This is a genomic window from Rhizobium sp. YS-1r (assembly GCF_000757525.1).
Taxonomy (GTDB): Bacteria; Pseudomonadota; Alphaproteobacteria; order Rhizobiales; family Rhizobiaceae; genus Neorhizobium; species Neorhizobium petrolearium.
The window spans coordinates 284983-301851 of the sequence record NZ_JPYQ01000055.1 but is presented as its reverse complement, the minus strand read 5'-3'; the positions used below and the strand labels follow the sequence as shown (position 1 = coordinate 301851).

The window sequence follows — 16869 nt, the reverse complement described above, 5'->3', positions numbered from 1 at the left end:
GTGAAAGCCATGGAGCGCATGTCGAAAGGCGGTTGCTCCTATCAAGCCTCCCCCGGACAGCCATGTCCGGTTCGGTATAGCCGTGCAAGTGGCAAGGTTTCCCGAAAGGAGACCGCGAATGAAGCCACGCAGCGAGGCGAGATGATCACCTGTAGGGGCTGGACACCCCGAGAGAACGCCGAAGGCCACGCGAATGCGGAGCCAATTTATTACCTACAATCCGAGGTTCCGCATTCGCGTGCGCTTCTCCGGACGGTTCTTTGAAAACCACGGCAGGAGACTGCGCGGGAATGGTCCTGGTGTGCCTACCGGAATCGCCAGACCGTCGTCCGCTTTACCTCGCTGTCTTCCAGCACCCGCGTCACCGGCACGTCATACACCGCGAGCTGCTCCAGGCGGTCCTTGGGACAATAACTCCGCCCCGGATCGCCCACCAGAACCAGCCTCCCCTCACCGGCGAGCCGCGTAAACCAGGGGATCAGCGCCCCGGCAAAATTCCGGTCATAGAACACATCACCGGCAAGGATCACGTCCGCATCAACCGCCTTGCCAACCTGGTCCTCGCGCGTGAACCGAAGTTCGACCCCGTTCTCCGCCGCATTCAGGCGGACTGCAGTTTCCGTCCAGGGATCGATATCCGCAGCCAGTACATCCGCAGCACCCGCAAGCTTCGCCGCAATCGCCACCAGCCCGGAGCCGGTCGCAAAGTCCAGCACTTGTTTGCCGGCTACCGTTTCCGGATGGTCGAGAATGAAGCGCGCCAGCCCCTGCCCGCCCGCCCAAGCGAAGGCCCAGAAGGGCGGCGGCAGGCCGATCTTGTCCAGATCCTCTTCCGTCTTCAGCCAGAGCTCATGCGCTTCGCTCGCCAGATGCAGACGGATTTCCGGCACATGCGGCGGCGGCATGAGATCGGTGTTTTCGAGGATGAAGGTCCTGGGATCGGTCTTCAAATCGCTCAGTCCGGCGACTTCGGCGGATTGTCGAGACCGCCGAGCCTGCAGATTTCGAAATATTCCTCGTCCGTCACCGGCTGTACCGAAAGGCGCATCGAGGTGACGAGCGACATCTTTTCGAATTTCGGGTTGGCCTTGATGTCCTTCAGCGTCACCGGCTTCGGCATGTCCATCACGGCGCGGATATCGACGCAGTCCCAGCGGGGATCGTCCTTGGCGGTAGAATCCGGGTGCGACAATGCGCAGACCTCGACGAGGCCGACGATCTCAAGCCCCTCATTGGAATGATAGAAGAAGCCCTTGTCGCCGAGCTTCATCGCACGCATGTTGTTGCGTGCCTGGTAGTTGCGCACCCCGGTCCATTCGGTACCCTTGGCGCCAGCCGCCTTCTGCTGTTCCCAGGACCAGGAAGAAGGTTCGGATTTATAAAGCCAGTACGCCATCTCTCGCTTCACTCCGCCGGCTTGTTGAAGACCCAGTTGTACGGTTTGACTTCGACCTTCTCGAAGAGACCGGCGAGATAATAGGGATCGGCTTCCGCGATCGTCCGGGCAGCCTCCATGTCGGCGGCCTCGACAATCACCAGGCTGCCGTTCGGCTTGCCTTCGTCATCCAGGAAAGGACCGGCCATCTTCAGCGTGCCTTCCGCATTGAGCTTGTTCAGATGTTCGAGATGAGCGGGACGGGTCTCCATCCGGACGTTCAGATGGCCGGGCTTGTCGGTGCAGAGAAAGGCAAACAGCATCGGGTCTTCTCCTAAGAGCGCATCCCGAAAAGTTGGAAGCGGTTTTCGGGCAAGATGCGCGGTCACGAAAGAATTGTTATTCGGTTTTGATCGGCCGTGTCATGAGTTGCTCCATGGCCGACATGATATCGAGCTTCCCGTCGATGATCGCCGCCACCGCCTCGGTCACGGGAAGCTCGACCGAGAACTTTTCCCCCAGCCGGGCCGCGACCGAAGCCGCATGAAAGCCCTCGACCAGCGGACCGCCGGCAGTCTCCGCGAGCTCGCCCTTGCCGAGCGCGATGCCGAAGCGAAGGTTGCGGGATTGATGGCTCGTGCCGGTCAGCACCAGATCGCCGAGCCCCGAAAGCCCGCGCACCGTATCCGCCCTGCCGCCCATCGCCTCGACGAGCCGCGACATCTCCGCAAGCCCGCGCGAGATCAGCGCAGCACGCGCCGAATCCCCGAGGCCCGCGCCTTCGATGATGCCACAGGCGATCGCCAGCACGTTCTTGAGCGCACCGCCGAGCTGCACCCCGATCCGGTCGGTCGAGGCGTAGAGCCGGAACGTGCGGCCCGAGAGCATGTTTGCAAGTCGTTCCGAGAGAGCCTTGTCCTCCGCAGCAATCACCATGGCGGTCGGCAGGCCGCGCGCGATATCGGCAGCGAAACCGGGGCCGGACAAAACGGCGATCGGATGATGCGGCAATTCCGCCTCCAGCACCTCCGTCAGCAGCTTGCCCGAAGACTTGTCTATTCCCTTGGCGCAGATGACCACCGCCGCATCCTTGGCGAGATAGGGACCATAATGCCGTGCCGCATCCGCCTGCGCCTGGGAAGGCATGGCGAAAAGCACAAGGCTCGCCTCGCTGATTGCATCCGGCTCGACAGAAAACTCCAGCGCATCCGGCAGCGGCACGCCGGGAAGCGCTGCGTCATGCACGCGATCCTCACGCAGGTCGCTCATCAGCTCAGGGTCGCGGCCTATCAACGTCACCGGATACCGGCCCTCCAGCGAGATCACGGCCGCAAGAGCAGTCCCGAAAGCTCCCGCACCGATGACGACGATACGTTCCTGGCCCTTCATGCCTTGGCACCCCGCTTGCCGGAGCCGAGCAAGGTCTGGGCTTGCCTGTCCAGCGGCCAGCGCGAGCGCGGCGCGACATCGAGCGGATCAGCCGGAAAGTCCTCCGCCAGCCTTTCGAGGCCCGCCCAGGCGATCATCGCTGCATTGTCCGTGCAAAGCCGAAGCGGCGGGGCGATGAAGCGGAAGCCATGCTCCAGGCAGAGCGCCTGCAGCGTGCGGCGGATTTCCTGATTGGCCGCGACGCCTCCAGCCACTACAAGAGCCGGATCGACGTCGAGATTGGCGAACTCTTCCTTGAAACGCGCCAGCCCGCGGCCGATACGGTCGCGCAGGGTGCGGGAAACCGCCTTCTGGAATGAGGCGCAGATATCGGCGACATCCTGTTCAGAAAGCGGAGCGATCTCGGTCGCCGCCTGCCGCACGGCAGTCTTAAGGCCGGAGAAGGAAAAATCGAGCCGCGCCTCGCCGACCAACGGGCGTGGAAGGGAGAAACGGTCCGGATCGCCGCTCTGTGCGGCTTTTTCCACGGCCGGCCCGCCGGGATAGGGCAGACCGAGCAGCTTTGCCGTCTTGTCGAAGGCTTCTCCGAGCGCGTCATCGATCGTCGTGCCCCAGCGCTCGTATTCGCCGACGCCGCGCACCAGCACGAGCTGCGTATGACCGCCGGATACCAGCAGCATGAGGTAGGGGAACGAAAGGCCATCCGTCAGCCGCGCCGTCAGCGCATGGCCTTCGAGATGATTGATGGCGAGCAATGGCTTACCGGCGGCGCGTGCAATCGCCTTGGCCGTCATCAGCCCGACGATCAGTCCGCCGATCAGGCCCGGCCCGGAGGTCGCGGCAACCGCATCGATCTCGTCGAGTGATACATCGGCGCGGTGAAGAGCCTCCTCGACCAGTCCGTCCAACGCCTCCACATGGGCACGTGCCGCGATCTCCGGCACCACGCCGCCATAGACGCTGTGCTCGTCGAGTTGGGATAGCACGACATCGGAAAGGATTTCGCCGCGGCCGTCCTCATGACGCGCGACCACCGCTGCGGCGGTCTCGTCGCAGCTAGTTTCGATGCCGAGGATGCGAAGAAAGGTCGCCATGCCCTATCGTTGACTGCCCATCGTTGATTGCGAGCTGGAAGAAAGAGGTTTACGAGAGCTTCCGGTAACAACGGAATGACGCGGATGCAAACAAAACCTTTTCGGATCGGTACGCGAGGCAGCCCGCTGGCGCTCGCCCAGGCCTCCGAAACACGCGCCCGGCTCATGGCCGCGCATGGCCTGCCGGAAGAGATGTTCGAGATCGTCGTGCTGTCAACGACCGGCGACCGGATCAACGACCGGCCGCTGACGGAGCTCGGCGGCAAAGGCCTCTTCACCCAGGAACTGGAGGAGCAACTTCTTTCCGGCGATCTCGATTTCGCGGTGCACTCCTCCAAGGACATGCCCACCAAACTGCCTGACGGTCTGCGGCTCGCCGCCTATCTGCCGCGAGAGGATTTCCGCGACGCCTTCATCGGCCGCACCGCACCAACTTTGACCGCATTGCCCGACGGCGCCACCGTGGGATCATCATCCCTCCGCCGCCAGGCGCTGATCCGTCGCATCCGGCCGGACATCGACGTCATCACCTTCCGCGGCCTCGTCGACACGCGCTTGCGTAAGCTGAGAGAGGGGGAGGTCGATGCAACCCTTCTCGCCTATGCCGGCCTGAAACGCCTTGCCAAGGAAGACGTCGTCACCGAACTGCTGGACCCGGCCGACTTTCCCCCTGCCCCGGCGCAAGGCGCGATCTGCGTCGAAAGCCGCATCGGCGATGCCCGCATCGATACTCTGCTGGATGCGATCAACGATCGGGCGACCTACGACGCGGTCTCCTGCGAACGCGCATTCCTTGCAGCCCTGGACGGATCCTGTCGCACGCCGATTGCCGGTTACGCGGTTTGCGAGAGAGATCACATGAAATTCTCCGGCCTTATCCTGACGCCGGACGGCGGGAAGGAGCATTCGATCGAGGTGGAAGGTCACCGCGAGCACGCCGAGACACTGGGCCGCAAGGCGGGTGAAGCGGTGCGCGTAGCCGCAGGCAGCGATTTCTTCGAAGGCTGGAGTTGAGCCTGTGCGGGTCGTCGTCACCCGCCCGGAAAACTCCGCCCGCCGGTCGGCCGAACGGCTGCGGGGCCTCGGCCATGAGCCGGTTCTTCTGCCGCTGACGAAAGTACGGCACCGCGCGGACTTGGCGGAAGATGCCTTCGATAAACCACATGCCGCGCTTGCCGTGACCAGTGCCGAAGCCGTCCGGGTCCTTTCGGCGCGGGCGGATCGGCTTAAACCCTATCTCGAAGAAACGCTCTATGTCGTGGGCGATGCCACCGCCAGGGCGGCGGGAGAAGCGGGCTTCCAAAACATCTGCGTCGGGCCTGGCACCGGAGCCGCACTCGCCGAACTGATTGCAAGCCGCACGCCGGAGTTCGCCGCTCCCCTCCTCTATCTGGCTGGAAAACCGCGCTCGCCGAAGTTCGAGGAGGGATTGCATGCGAAGAAGGTGCCTTTTGTGACGGCGGAAATCTACGAGATGTCACCCATAGCTTATGATGAGGACATTATCCGGCATGCATTGCTCGATCCGCCGGCCAACGCAGTGCTTCTTTATTCCCGCGAGAATGCGCGCCTCTTCTTTGATTTCGCAGTGCCGCACGCTGCGGCTCTGGCAGCCATGCGGATGCTCTGCCTCAGCGATAACGTCGCCGGGGTCGTGCCATATGAATTTCACAGAAACATCAAGATCGCTGAACACCCTGACGAAGACGGGCTTCTTGCCCTTCTTTAGTCGCGGCCCGCGGCAAAATCCCGCCCGCCCCTTTCCTTCCACTCACCCACCGACTAATTTCCTGTGAGCGCATGCAAAAAGAGGTCGAGATGGTATCGGAAAAACCACCCCGCCGGTCGAAGGCAGAAAAAGAACCGGTCACGATCGATCTGACGGCCGAGGAATCGGATGTAGTCGCGGAGCCGGTCCGCAGTAACGATACCGACGAACCGGTGACGTCCGCTGAACAGGTCGCGGAAGCTTCGGAGACATCCGTGGAGCCCCAGGAAGCAAAGGGCGACATTACGGACGAACCCGTCGCGCCCCCCTCCACCACCGAGAGTTCCCCGATCGTCGAGGATGACGAAATTCCGGAAGAGCCGAAATCCGCAACCGTAGCCCCGGAACCGGAACCGACGCCTGCACCGCATCCCCGCACCAGCCCTGCCACATCGACCCTCGTCGCGGCCGGAATTTTCGGCGGCATCGTGGCACTCGCCCTTGCCGGCAGCATGCAATACGCAGGCTATCTGCCCGCAGCAACGCGTGCGCCGGCCGTCGACATGACCCCCGTCTCGTCGGAACTTGCAGAACTGCGGCAGGAAGTTGCGGCACTTCGCGACAGGCCGGCCTCGCCGGCTGCGGATACGGCGCTTGCCGATCGCGTCGCGGCCCTTGAAGCTTCGGCAAATGCTCCAGTCGGCGGCGTGTCCGAACAGGCGCTTGCCGCGATGAAGACGGATGTCGACACACTGCGCTCGGCAATCGAATCGACGGCAAGCAACGGACTGGCTGTCGAAGACCGGGTCAAGGAAATTGAAACCCGGCTCAATGACCGTGGCCCGGAACAACAAATTGCCCGCGCCATTGCCGCCGCGGCTTTGAAGGCGGCCATCGATCGCGGCGGGTCGTTCGAGACCGAACTCCAGACCTTTGCGAGCGTTGCCGGCGATGATCCGGCGGTTGCCGATCTCCAGAAATTTGCCGCAGGCGGGGTACCCTCCCGCGCCGACCTGCAGCGCGAGTTTCCGCGCATGGCCGATGCCATGCTGGAAGCCGTCGTCCAGCCGGACCCGAACCAGGGCATCGTCGACCGGCTTCTGTCATCGGCGATATCCGTGGTCAAGGTGCGGCGCGTCGGAGATGTCCAGGGGGATACGCCGGAGGCGATTGTCGCCCGCCTGGAAGAAGGACTGCGCAACGGCAACCTCCAGGCCTCCGCCCGTGAATGGGACGCGCTGCCGGAGCCGGCAAAGGCCATTTCAAGGGACTTCAAGCAGAAACTCGATGCTCGCATTCAGGTGGAAAATCTCGTGGGCGGAACGTTGACGCGTGCCGTCGCCGGCACTCAAGGCTGAGGCCCTAGATGATCAGACTTCTCATTTTCCTCGTTGTCGTGCTGGCCCTTGGCTGGGGTTTCTCCTGGCTTGCCGATCGTCCGGGTCTCATCTCCATCACCTGGCAGGACCACTTGATCGAGACGAGCATCATGGTTGCCGCCACCATGGTCGTTGCGCTTGTCGCAGCCGCGATGATTCTCTGGTGGATCGTCGGCGTGATCTGGACCTCGCCCTATTCCGTCCGCCGCTATTTCCGCGCCCGCAAGCGCGACCGCGGCTATCAGGCGCTTTCGACGGGACTGATCGCCGCCGGCGCGGGCAATGCGTTGCTAGCCCGCAAGATGAGTGTCCGCACCCGCGGCCTTCTGCGCGCCGACCAGGAGCCGCTGATCCACCTCCTCGAAGCCCAGACCGCCCTCATCGAGGGCAAGCATGACGAGGCGCGGCAGAAATTCGAGGCGATGGCGGAGGATCCGGAAACCCGCGAACTCGGCCTGCGGGGTCTTTACATGGAAGCCCGCCGGCTGGGAGCCAACGAGGCCGCACGGCAATATGCCGAAAAGGCCGTGGAACACGCCCCCTACCTGCCCTGGGCAGCACAGGCGACGCTGGAATCCCGCAGCCAGGCCGGCCGGTGGGAGGATGCGATCCGCCTGCTGGATCAGCAACGCGCAGCAAGCGTCATCGACAAGAATCAGGCCGACCGCTGGAAGGCCGTGCTGCTGACCGCCAAGGCCGACGACCGGCTGGAGGGCGACCCGAAAGGCGCCCGCGACGACGCCATGGCGGCCCTGAAGCTTGCCAAGGATCTCGTGCCCGCCGCCGTCATTGCCGCAAAGGCCTGGCTGCGCGAGGATAATGTCCGCAAGGCTGCCACTGTTCTTGAAGGCGTCTGGAAGCTCGGGCCGCATCCGGACATTGCCCGCGCCTATGTCCGCGCCCGCAGCGGTGACAGCACGACCGATCGCCTGAAGCGTGCCGAGAAGTTGGAAGCGCTCCGCCCGAACAATGTCGAGTCCCTGCTGGCCGTCGCCCAGGCCGCGCTCGACGCGCATGAATTCCGGAAGGCGCGCGCCAAGGCAGAGGCCGCCGCTCGCATGGATTCCCGCGAGGCCGCCTATCTGTTGCTGGCCGATATCGAGGAGGCGGAGACCGGAGATCAAGGACGTGTTCGCCACTGGATGGCGCAGGCGCTGCGTGCGCCGCGGGATCCCGCCTGGGTTGCGGATGGCTTCGTTTCGGAAAAGTGGCTGCCGCTTTCGCTGGTGACCGGCCGGCTTGATGCATTCGAATGGAAGGCGCCGTTCGGCCAGCTCGAAGGACCGATCGAGGAAGGATCGCTCGCCGCCGAGGAAGCCATAGCCAGCCTGCCGCCTGTTTCCGCAATCAGGCCGGAAACAGGAGTGGAACAGCCGTCCAAGCCGATCATCGTGCCGGTTTCCCCTTCCTCGGAACCTGCGAAGCCCCCGCAGACAGAAATAGCTGTTGCAGCAAAAACACCAGCTCCCGGGAATGTGACCTCAAAGACTGGAAAATCGCCGGAAAGTGAGGAGGAGCCGGTTCCCTTTTTCGGCCGTCCGCCAGATGATCCGGGTGTGAAAGATCCCGATGCCGCGCAGCCTCCGACAAGGCTCCGGCTCTTTTAGAAAGCGAGGGCCTGAATATAGATGTTGGACCGCATTCAGGCCTTTCTCCACACTCTCACATCACCGCACCACTCACAGGAATTCGCGCCGGACGATCCTCGGGTCGCTTTCGTCGCGCTCTGTTTCCAGGTCATGGAAGCCGATGGCAACGTCTCGGAGGAGGAACAGCAGAAGTTCCGCAACCTGCTGCGCGAGCGCTACGACCTCAGCGAGGAACGACTGAAGGCGCTGATCGAGATTGGTCATCAGGCCGGCAGCGAGGCGGTTGACTATTATCGTTTTACTTCCGATCTTAGACGATATCTCGTCGACGAGAACGATCGCGTCGAGCTCCTCGGCATTCTTTGGGATATCGTCTACGCGGACGGTCAGCGAAGCGAGATCGAAGATCACGTGATCTGGAGGATCGCCGATCTTCTGGGCGTCTCGGCGCGGGACAGGGTTCTGCAGCGCCAGCAGGCGGCGATGCGCGCAACGGGAGGAGATCAGGGAGGAGACTGAGGGTATTACAAGATGCTGATGCTTCCTTCCCGTCGTACCGGAAAGCTCCCCGTGCTGATCGTGCTGCACCAGGAGCGCTCCTCCTCAGGCCGCGTGGGCCAGATGCTGATCGACAAGGGTTTTCCGCTCGATATCCGTCGCCCCGTCCTGGGCGATCCCCTGCCCGAAACCATGGCAGGCCATTCCGGCGCAGTGATCTTCGGCGGGCCGATGAGTGCCAACGATCCAGACCCCTTCGTGAAAGCCGAAATCGACTGGATCGGCGTGCCGCTCAAGGAAAACAAACCCTATCTCGGCATCTGTCTCGGCGCTCAGATGATGATCCGGCACCTGGGCGGCAGCGTCGGGCCGGACAAGGACGGTCTGACCGAAATCGGCTGGTATCCCTTGCGCCCGACGGAGCACGGTCGTCTGCTGACGCACTGGCCTAAAATGGTCTACCATTTCCACCGCGAAGGTTTCGACGTTCCGCACGGCGTCCAGCTTTTGGCCGAAGGCGATGCCTATCCGAACCAGGCAATCCGCTACGGCGAGAACGCCTGGGGCCTGCAGTTCCATGCGGAACTGACGCGCGCCATGATGCAGCGCTGGGTCGTGCATGGCGAGCATCGCTTCATCATGCCGAACGCCCAGCAGGGCCGCGAGCATCTCGAGGGCCGGATGATCTTCGACGCGCCGCTGAAGGAATGGCTCTGGAATTTCCTCGATATCGTCTTCGATCGTCCGGCTGCATCGGAGGGGAAGAGCAAGCCGGTGCGCCAGCCGGCCCTGCAGACCGGCTGAATCCGCTGGCAACGTTATCGCATCGGTGCTTCCAGGCTGTCGATCTTGCGGAGTCTCGGGAAACCGAGCGACCAGATGACCGCTACCGCGAGCGTGCCGACGCCGCCGATGACGACGGCCGGCACGGCGCCGAAGATCGAGGCCATGGTGCCGGCGCGGAATTCCCCGAGCTCGTTCGACGCCCCGACGAAAACCATGTTGACGGCATTGACGCGGCCTCGGACCTCGTCCGGCGTCCAAAGCGCGATCAGGGTCTCGCGAACATAGACCGAGATCATGTCGGACGCCCCCATCAGCATGAGCGCCGAGATAGAAAGCCAGGGCGTTACCGACAGGCCGAACATCAGCGTGCCGACGCCAAAAAGCCCGACGCCGATGAACATGGCAAGGCCCGCCTTATGGCGGATCGGATGGAAAGCGAGGTATATTGCCACCGCAATCGCCCCAACTCCCGGAGCTGCCCGCAGCATGCCGAGACCCCAGGGGCCGAGCTCCAGGATATCGCGCGCGAAGATCGGCATCAGCGCCACCGCGCCGCCGAGCAGGACCGCGAAGAGATCGAGCGAGATCGCACCGAGCACGATCTTTTCGCTGGAAATGAAGCGGAAGCCGGCAAGAATCTCCTCCCAGCTCACCTTGTTGGCGGAACGCCTCTGTGCCGGTTTCGGTATCAGGAAAACGAAAAGGCCTGCCAGCACCAGGAAGGCGAAGGCAACGGTGTAGGCCGCGACTGCACTGACGCCGTAAAGCAGGCCGCCAACCACGGGGCCGAGGATCGCTGCCGTCTGCCAGGAAGAGGAATTCCAGGCAACCGCATTCGGCAGATCCTCTTCCGGCACGAGATTCGGCCCGAGCGACTGCACCGCCGGTCCCATGAAGGCGCGTTCGATGCCGAAAACGATCAGGATCGCGAAAACCAGCCAGGGTGTAAAAGTGTGCGTGACGGTCAGCGCCAACAAAGCGCCGGCGCAGAGCGCTCCGACCACCATGCAGATGGCGACGATAGCGCGGCGGTTATAGCGGTCGGCCACCGAGCCGGTGACAAGGATCAGGAGCAGAGACGGCAGGAACTGGAAAAGCCCGATCAGGCCGAGATAGAGCGCATTGCGCGTCTCGTCGTACATTTGCCATCCAACCGCGACGCTGACGATCTGGATCGAAAAGGCGGAAAGAAAGCGGGCGAAGAAAAACCGCGTATAGGATGAATGCCGGAAGGCGGCGAAACGATCGCCAGAGGCGGAAATCGACATTTAATAGCACTTTCAGCGGAGCCGGAAACCAGCATCGTCCCCGTCCCCCGTTAAACATGATTTGGATGAGGCCCAAGTGCGGCACTTGCCCGTTAGTTCGCCAATGTCTACATGTCTGTCAATAACGAAATGGAGACGTGAATGCTCGCCCTGTTTCAGACCATCGATTTGGCCTTGAACCTTTACACCTGGGTGCTGATCGCCAGCGCCATCTTCTCGTGGCTCTATGCCTTCAATGTCATTAATTCACGAAACCAATTCGTGGACGCGATCGGCCGCTTCCTCTACAACGTGACTGAGCCGGCGCTCCGCCCGATCCGCCGCTTCATGCCCGATCTCGGCGGCATCGATATTTCCCCGGTGATCCTGCTCCTGATCATCTTCTTCATCCGTTCGCTGATGTGGACGTCGATCTATCCGCTGGTCGCGTGAACAACACCCCTTGCAGCAGGCATCCCGATCACCTGAGGCTTGCAATCCGGCTGACGCCGAATGCAGGTCGCAATGTTGTCGAAGGCGTTGAGATCGCGGCCGACGGCGAGGCTTTCCTGAAGGCGCGCGTCACGGCGGTTCCCGAAGACGGCAAGGCCAACAAGGCGCTGATCCTGTTGATCGCCGACACGTTCCGGCTTCCCAAATCCTCCATTTCGATCATTTCAGGCGAAACTGCGCGCAAAAAAATCCTCCGGATCGACGGCGACCCGGAGGATCTGGAAGAGAAACTCAAGAAGCTTCTATAAGCCTGCCAGCTTACTTCTTCTGCGCATTGAAACGATCGACGGCCTCGAGGATCAGCTTCTTCGCAACACCGACATCCTGCCAGCCGCCGATCTTCACCCACTTGCCGGGCTCGAGATCCTTGTAGTGCTCGAAAAAGTGCTCGATCTGCTTCAGCGTGATTTCCGGCAGGTCGGAGTAGTTGGCGATCTTGTCGTAGCGGCGCGTCAGTTTCGGCACCGGCACGGCGAGAATCTTCTCGTCCTTGCCGCCATCGTCTTCCATGACCATGACACCGATCGGCCGGACGTTGATGACGCAGCCCGGAACCAGCGGGCGGGTATTGCAGATGAGGACGTCGATCGGATCACCGTCTTCCGACAGCGTGTGCGGCACGAAGCCGTAGTTGCCCGGATAGGTCATCGGCGTGTAGAGGAAGCGGTCGACGATCAGCGCACCGGCTTCCTTGTCCATCTCGTATTTGATCGGATGGCCGCCTACCGGCACCTCGACAATGACGTTGACGTCGTCTGGCGGATTCTTGCCAACGGAAATCGCATCGATACGCATTCTTTTCCTCGGGTCAGGTTCGACAAAGGTATCCGTCGATAGCGGGAATCATGCTGCAAAGCAACAAGGCTTTGGGAGGATTGTTAACTCCCGGCGTCAGCTATAAAATTAGAAAACGCTAAAATTAAGAAAGTGGCAGCAGTACGGCCGATCAGGGCCAGACGAAGCCGATCTTGCGAAGCTGCGTGCCGCCGAAATCCTCCATGCCTTCAGCGACATCCGCTCCGCCATGCCGGCGGAAGAAACTCGCCGCATGCTCGCTGTCTTCGAGGCACCAGACGACAAGGCCTTCGCAGCCAAGCGATCTCAGCAACCGCCGGCTTTCGCCAAACAGACGTCTCCCAAGCCCGATCCCCTGGAATTCAGGCCGCAGGTAGATTTCGTAAACCTCGCCGTCATAGGGCAGGGCGCGTGCCCGGTTCAGCCCGATTGTCGCATAACCGGCAATGGCACCGGCGACATCAAGAACCAGCAGCGTCGCGGGACCACGTGTCGCCTTGCGCCACCAGGCTTCGCCCCGGCGCTCCAGCATCTGCGTGAGCGGCTTGTAAGGAATGAGCCCGGCATAAGCCTGGGTCCATGCCTCACGGTGCGCCTCCGAGATGGCTCTTGCGTCTTCCGGTTCCGCCCGGCGGACATCGATCGACAACGTTTTCATAACGCTACTTTAAGCCCTGTCGTGGTCAATCCGCCATTTCACCATTGGGTGTAGGAGGATTTGCCCACAGACCTTTCATGTGGACGACGAGAAGACGTTAACGTGTTTTTAACCTTTGTCACAAGTCTTGCCGCTGCGAAGACACAGAAAAAACCCCGGCATCGCTGCCGGGGCTCGGGAAGGTTAAAACAGCTATGAAATCAAGCGATCTTGGACTTTTCGTAGCGCTTGCGATCATTCGGATCGAGATACATCTTGCGCAGACGGATCGACTTCGGGGTCACTTCCATCAACTCGTCGTCCTGGATCCAGGAGAGCGCGCGGTCGAGGGTCATGCGGATCGGCGGAGTAAGCTTCACTGCCTCGTCCTTGCCGGCGGCGCGGATGTTGGTGAGCTGCTTGCCCTTCAGCACGTTCACTTCCAGGTCGTTGTCGCGGCTGTGGATGCCGATGATCATGCCCTGGTAGACCTTTTCGCCCGGCTCAATGATCATCGGACCGCGATCTTCCAGATTGAACATGGCATAGGCCACGGCTTCGCCGGAACCGTTCGACAGAAGCACGCCATTGACGCGACCGCCGATCGGTCCCTTGTAAGGCTGATAATCATGGAACAAACGGTTCATGATCGCCGTGCCGCGCGTATCGGTCAGCAATTCGGACTGGTAGCCGATCAGGCCGCGGGTGGGAGCATAAAAACGCAGGCGCAGACGGTTGCCGCCCGAAGGCCGCAGCTCGACCATCTCCGCCTTGCGCTCGGACATCTTCTGCACGACGACGCCCGAATGCTCCTCATCCACGTCGATGACGACTTCTTCGATCGGCTCCATGAGGTTGCCGGACTCGTCCTTGTGCATGACGACGCGCGGACGCGATACGGCCAGTTCGAAACCCTCCCGGCGCATGGTCTCGATCAGGACGGCAAGCTGCAATTCGCCACGGCCGGAGACGAAGAACGAATCCTTGCCTTCGGCTTCTTCGATCTTCAGCGCGACATTGCCTTCCGCTTCCTTGAAAAGTCGGTCGCGAATGACGCGCGAGGTGACCTTGTCGCCTTCGGTACCGGCGAGCGGCGAGTCGTTGACGATGAAGGACATCGTAACGGTCGGCGGATCGATCGGCTGGGCCTTCATGGCCTCCGTGACCGAGGGGTCGCAGAAAGTATCGGCCACAGTGCCCTTTGAGAGGCCGGCGATCGCGACGATGTCGCCTGCCTGTGCCTCCTCGATCGGCTGGCGTTCGATCCCGCGGAAGGCAAGAATCTTGGAAATTCGGCCGGTTTCGATCAATTTGCCGTCCTGGCCGAGGACCTTGACGCTCTGGTTCGGCTTGATCGACCCGGAAGCGATGCGGCCTGTAATGATGCGGCCGAGGAAAGGATTGGCTTCGAGGATGGTGCCGATCATCCGGAACGGACCTTCTTCGACCGTCGGCTCCGGAACGTGGCTGAGAACGAGGTCCAGCAGCGGCGCGAGACCTTCGTCCTTCGGGCCTTCCGGATTGAAGTTCATCCAGCCGTCACGGCCCGAGCCGTAGAGGATCGGGAAATCGAGCTGCTCGTCGGTCGCATCGAGATTGGCGAAAAGGTCGAAGACCTCGTTGATGACTTCTTCATGGCGGCCGTCCGGACGGTCGATCTTGTTGATCGCGACGATCGGGCGAAGGCCGACCTTCAGTGCCTTGCCGACCACGAACTTGGTCTGCGGCATCGGGCCTTCGGACGCATCGACGAGCACGATCGCTCCATCCACCATCGAGAGGATGCGCTCGACCTCACCGCCGAAGTCGGCGTGGCCGGGCGTGTCGACGATATTGATGCGAACACCCTTCCATTCAACCGAAGTTGCCTTGGCGAGAATGGTGATGCCGCGTTCCTTTTCCAGATCGTTCGAATCCATGACGCGTTCGGCGACGCGCTGGTTTTCACGGAACGAACCGGATTGTTTCAGAAGTTCGTCGACCAGGGTCGTTTTCCCATGGTCAACGTGCGCGATGATCGCGATGTTGCGAAGTGCCATATTCAAGATCTCTGAGGCTGCGGCGCGATGAACGGGAGGACGCGCCAAATTTCGTTGGCGGGCTCATATCCTTTTTTTCGCATTCGCGAAAGGGGATGCGGTTACAATTGCAATCAAGGGCGGCGAACACGGTTACTCCGCCACGAGGCCGCTGCGCCTCAGGAGCGTCAGCAGAAGAAGCGGCAGAAGCGTGGTGATCAGGATGGCAATGAAGGCCATGGCCATCCCGAGCCCGATCGAACCCTGCTCGAATTGCCGCCAGATGAAGGTCGCAATCGTCTGCATGCCGACCGGGGCGACGACAACCGAGGCGACCAGTTCGCGCGAGGCGAGCGCAAAGACGAGCAGCATTGCGGAAGCGAGGCTCGGGAAGACGAGCGGCAGAAGGATGCGACGGAAGGCCGTAAAACTGCTCGCGCCGAAGACGCGCGCCGCCGCCTCCAGATTATCTCCGATCTGCTGGAATGCCGCCGTCGTATAGCGCACCGGCTGCGGCAGCAGGATGCAGCAATAGGCAAGCAGCAGGATGAAGGCGGTGTTGTAGGGCGTCACCGGCAGCCAGGGCATGTTCCAGGCGAGGATGAGGCCCACAGCCACCACGATGCCCGGCAGGGCATTCGGCAGGATGGTCATGATATCGATGGTCATGCGGCCCGGAATCTTCGTCTTCACCACCGTATAGGCGGCCATGACGCCGACAAGGCCGGTGATCAACGCCGTGCCGATGCCGAGCGAGAAGCTGTTGGCGAGAGCCCCCAGCGCACCGGCGCCGTTGGCGAAGACGGATTGGAAGTTGGCGAAACTGATATTGTCCAGCGCCAGTCCGCCGGAAATGGTCCGTGACAGCGCCGTTGACAGGATTGTCAGAAGCGGCACGCCCGTCGCCAGGAACGCCACGACAGCAAATGCGATCATGACGGGGATTTTCAGCGCCCCAAGCGGGCGCTTGTCCTTCGCCGTCGGCTTGCCGCCGACCGTCTGGTAGGAGCGCCGCGCGAGAATCCAGCGCTGCGCCAGGAACGTCACCAGCGACATGGCGACAAGCAGAATCGACAGGAGCGCCGCGCCCGGCAAATCGATCGGCCAATCGGTGATCCTGAGATCGATGCCCGTCACGAGCACCTGGAAACCGGCGCGCCGACCGAGCGCCGCCGGCGTGCCGTATTCCTCGATGGCCGCGGCGAAAACGAGCATGAGACTCGCGGCGAGACCGGGCGCCGAAAGCGGCAGCGTGATCCGCCAGAAGGCGCGAGCCGGCGTTGCGCCGAACACCCGGCCAACATCCGCATAGCGAGCTCCTACCGCCTCGACCGTGCGCGACACCGCGAAATAGACGACCGGAAACGTGTTGAACGTCATGACCAGCGTCATGCCGAACAGCGAGAATAGGAAAGGCGCGAGATTGAAGCCTGCAAGCTGCTGCAGGTATCCCCGCGGCTGCAAGGTCATGATCCAGCCAAGCGTCGCGATATAGGGCGGGATCATGAAGGGCACGAGCAGCAGCACATCCCAGACCGGCGCCAAGGGGATGCGGTAGAGTGCCCGGAAAACCCCGAGCGGAACGGCAATCAGTGCCGAAGCAAGCACGACGCAGCTACCGAGCAGCACGGTATTTGCGGCCATGCCGATCAGCGCACCGTCACCCAACGTCGCGATGAAGGAGGAGAAAGGGTTCGCGAACGAACCCTGTCCGAGGTCGGGGAAAATGCCCTGTAGCACCACGGCAATGAAGGGAATGGCGACGATGACAATCAGTCCCGCGATTGCGAGCCAGGCAGCCGGAGCCGCACCGCCGATGCCGCCTTTCACCTTCATCCAAC

The 16869-nt window shown here is 62.1% G+C and carries 18 protein-coding genes; 8 read left to right on the top strand and 10 right to left on the bottom strand.

What is annotated here, in order from left to right:
- Positions 1 to 305: 305 nt before the first annotated feature.
- The 5 genes from JL39_RS24240 to tsaD form a co-directional block, all read right to left on the bottom strand.
- Positions 306 to 950: a methyltransferase gene (locus JL39_RS24240; RefSeq protein WP_037156772.1), complete on the bottom strand. Its 645-nt coding sequence runs from the start codon at positions 948 to 950 to the stop codon at positions 306 to 308.
- A 5-nt stretch (positions 951 to 955) separates the two neighbouring features.
- Positions 956 to 1396: an EVE domain-containing protein gene (locus JL39_RS24235; RefSeq protein ID WP_037156770.1), complete on the bottom strand. Its 441-nt coding sequence runs from the start codon at positions 1394 to 1396 to the stop codon at positions 956 to 958.
- 8 nt (positions 1397 to 1404) lie between these two features.
- Positions 1405 to 1698, bottom strand: a complete 294-nt coding sequence (locus JL39_RS24230) for a YciI-like protein (RefSeq protein WP_037156768.1) — start codon at positions 1696 to 1698, stop codon at positions 1405 to 1407.
- A 76-nt stretch (positions 1699 to 1774) separates the two neighbouring features.
- Positions 1775 to 2764, bottom strand: a complete 990-nt coding sequence (locus JL39_RS24225; protein ID WP_037156766.1) for an NAD(P)H-dependent glycerol-3-phosphate dehydrogenase — start codon at positions 2762 to 2764, stop codon at positions 1775 to 1777.
- A complete protein-coding gene (tsaD, locus tag JL39_RS24220; RefSeq protein ID WP_037156764.1) occupies positions 2761 to 3858 on the bottom strand; it encodes a tRNA (adenosine(37)-N6)-threonylcarbamoyltransferase complex transferase subunit TsaD in 1098 nt (365 codons plus the stop codon). Before tsaD ends, JL39_RS24225 begins: the two co-directional genes overlap by 4 nt.
- A gap of 84 nt (positions 3859 to 3942) precedes the next feature.
- On the opposite strand from tsaD, the gene hemC reads away from it, so the two are divergent.
- The 6 genes from hemC (at position 3943) to JL39_RS24190 (ending at position 9836) form a co-directional block, all read left to right on the top strand.
- Positions 3943 to 4872 carry a hydroxymethylbilane synthase gene (hemC, locus tag JL39_RS24215; RefSeq protein WP_037157286.1) on the top strand — a complete coding sequence of 310 codons (930 nt, stop codon included), beginning with the start codon at positions 3943 to 3945 and terminating at the stop codon, positions 4870 to 4872.
- Positions 4873 to 4876: 4 nt separating this feature from the next.
- The gene (locus JL39_RS24210; RefSeq protein ID WP_037156762.1) at positions 4877 to 5587 is read left to right on the top strand and encodes a uroporphyrinogen-III synthase; all 711 of its coding nucleotides are present in this window, start codon (positions 4877 to 4879) and stop codon (positions 5585 to 5587) included.
- Between the two features lie 89 nt (positions 5588 to 5676).
- Positions 5677 to 6924: a mitofilin family membrane protein gene (locus tag JL39_RS24205; protein ID WP_037157283.1), complete on the top strand. Its 1248-nt coding sequence runs from the start codon at positions 5677 to 5679 to the stop codon at positions 6922 to 6924.
- A gap of 8 nt (positions 6925 to 6932) precedes the next feature.
- The gene (locus tag JL39_RS24200; protein WP_037156760.1) at positions 6933 to 8552 is read left to right on the top strand and encodes a heme biosynthesis protein HemY; all 1620 of its coding nucleotides are present in this window, start codon (positions 6933 to 6935) and stop codon (positions 8550 to 8552) included.
- A 21-nt stretch (positions 8553 to 8573) separates the two neighbouring features.
- The gene (locus tag JL39_RS24195; RefSeq protein ID WP_037156756.1) at positions 8574 to 9053 is read left to right on the top strand and encodes a TerB family tellurite resistance protein; all 480 of its coding nucleotides are present in this window, start codon (positions 8574 to 8576) and stop codon (positions 9051 to 9053) included.
- 12 nt (positions 9054 to 9065) lie between these two features.
- A complete protein-coding gene (locus JL39_RS24190) occupies positions 9066 to 9836 on the top strand; it encodes a glutamine amidotransferase (RefSeq protein WP_037156754.1) in 771 nt (256 codons plus the stop codon).
- Positions 9837 to 9850: 14 nt separating this feature from the next.
- Here JL39_RS24190 and JL39_RS24185 read toward each other — a convergent pair whose 3' ends face one another.
- Positions 9851 to 11086: an MFS transporter gene (locus tag JL39_RS24185; protein ID WP_037156752.1), complete on the bottom strand. Its 1236-nt coding sequence runs from the start codon at positions 11084 to 11086 to the stop codon at positions 9851 to 9853.
- A gap of 141 nt (positions 11087 to 11227) precedes the next feature.
- Here JL39_RS24185 and JL39_RS24180 point away from each other — a divergent pair, with 141 nt between their 5' ends.
- Both JL39_RS24180 and JL39_RS24175 read left to right on the top strand, forming a co-directional pair.
- On the top strand, positions 11228 to 11518 hold the full coding sequence (locus tag JL39_RS24180; protein WP_037156750.1) for a YggT family protein: 291 nt from the start codon (positions 11228 to 11230) through the stop codon (positions 11516 to 11518).
- Positions 11515 to 11826, top strand: coding sequence for a DUF167 domain-containing protein (locus tag JL39_RS24175; RefSeq protein ID WP_037156748.1), 312 nt, complete (start codon positions 11515 to 11517; stop codon positions 11824 to 11826). The genes JL39_RS24180 and JL39_RS24175 overlap by 4 nt, the downstream gene beginning before the upstream one ends.
- Positions 11827 to 11836: 10 nt before the next feature.
- On the opposite strand, the gene ppa is transcribed toward JL39_RS24175, so the two are convergent.
- The 4 genes from ppa to JL39_RS24155 all read right to left on the bottom strand — a co-directional run bounded on the left by ppa (position 11837) and on the right by JL39_RS24155 (position 16864).
- Positions 11837 to 12373 (bottom strand): inorganic diphosphatase, encoded by a 537-nt coding sequence (ppa, locus tag JL39_RS24170; protein WP_037156746.1) that lies wholly within the window; start codon positions 12371 to 12373, stop codon positions 11837 to 11839.
- A 151-nt stretch (positions 12374 to 12524) separates the two neighbouring features.
- A complete protein-coding gene (locus tag JL39_RS24165; RefSeq protein ID WP_037156744.1) occupies positions 12525 to 13031 on the bottom strand; it encodes a GNAT family N-acetyltransferase in 507 nt (168 codons plus the stop codon).
- Positions 13032 to 13231: 200 nt separating this feature from the next.
- Complete coding sequence (gene typA / locus JL39_RS24160) at positions 13232 to 15049, bottom strand: translational GTPase TypA (protein ID WP_037156742.1); 1818 nt, start codon at positions 15047 to 15049, stop codon at positions 13232 to 13234.
- A gap of 132 nt (positions 15050 to 15181) precedes the next feature.
- Complete coding sequence (locus tag JL39_RS24155; protein WP_037156739.1) at positions 15182 to 16864, bottom strand: iron ABC transporter permease; 1683 nt, start codon at positions 16862 to 16864, stop codon at positions 15182 to 15184.
- Positions 16865 to 16869 lie beyond the last annotated feature (5 nt).

What these genes read in the sequence shown, in the direction of transcription:
- JL39_RS24235 (WP_037156770.1), bottom strand. Translation starts at nt 1,396, where the DNA reads ATGGCGTACTGGCTTTATAAATCCGAACCTTCTTCCTGGTCCTGGGAA.
- JL39_RS24230 (WP_037156768.1), bottom strand. Translation starts at nt 1,698, where the DNA reads ATGCTGTTTGCCTTTCTCTGCACCGACAAGCCCGGCCATCTGAACGTC.
- JL39_RS24225 (WP_037156766.1), bottom strand. Translation starts at nt 2,764, where the DNA reads ATGAAGGGCCAGGAACGTATCGTCGTCATCGGTGCGGGAGCTTTCGGG.
- tsaD (WP_037156764.1), bottom strand. Translation starts at nt 3,858, where the DNA reads ATGGCGACCTTTCTTCGCATCCTCGGCATCGAAACTAGCTGCGACGAG.
- hemC (WP_037157286.1), top strand. Translation starts at nt 3,943, where the DNA reads ATGCAAACAAAACCTTTTCGGATCGGTACGCGAGGCAGCCCGCTGGCG.
- JL39_RS24205 (WP_037157283.1), top strand. Translation starts at nt 5,677, where the DNA reads ATGGTATCGGAAAAACCACCCCGCCGGTCGAAGGCAGAAAAAGAACCG.
- JL39_RS24200 (WP_037156760.1), top strand. Translation starts at nt 6,933, where the DNA reads ATGATCAGACTTCTCATTTTCCTCGTTGTCGTGCTGGCCCTTGGCTGG.
- JL39_RS24195 (WP_037156756.1), top strand. Translation starts at nt 8,574, where the DNA reads ATGTTGGACCGCATTCAGGCCTTTCTCCACACTCTCACATCACCGCAC.
- JL39_RS24190 (WP_037156754.1), top strand. Translation starts at nt 9,066, where the DNA reads ATGCTGATGCTTCCTTCCCGTCGTACCGGAAAGCTCCCCGTGCTGATC.
- JL39_RS24185 (WP_037156752.1), bottom strand. Translation starts at nt 11,086, where the DNA reads ATGTCGATTTCCGCCTCTGGCGATCGTTTCGCCGCCTTCCGGCATTCA.
- JL39_RS24180 (WP_037156750.1), top strand. Translation starts at nt 11,228, where the DNA reads ATGCTCGCCCTGTTTCAGACCATCGATTTGGCCTTGAACCTTTACACC.
- ppa (WP_037156746.1), bottom strand. Translation starts at nt 12,373, where the DNA reads ATGCGTATCGATGCGATTTCCGTTGGCAAGAATCCGCCAGACGACGTC.
- JL39_RS24165 (WP_037156744.1), bottom strand. Translation starts at nt 13,031, where the DNA reads ATGAAAACGTTGTCGATCGATGTCCGCCGGGCGGAACCGGAAGACGCA.
- typA (WP_037156742.1), bottom strand. Translation starts at nt 15,049, where the DNA reads ATGGCACTTCGCAACATCGCGATCATCGCGCACGTTGACCATGGGAAA.
- JL39_RS24155 (WP_037156739.1), bottom strand. Translation starts at nt 16,864, where the DNA reads ATGAAGGTGAAAGGCGGCATCGGCGGTGCGGCTCCGGCTGCCTGGCTC.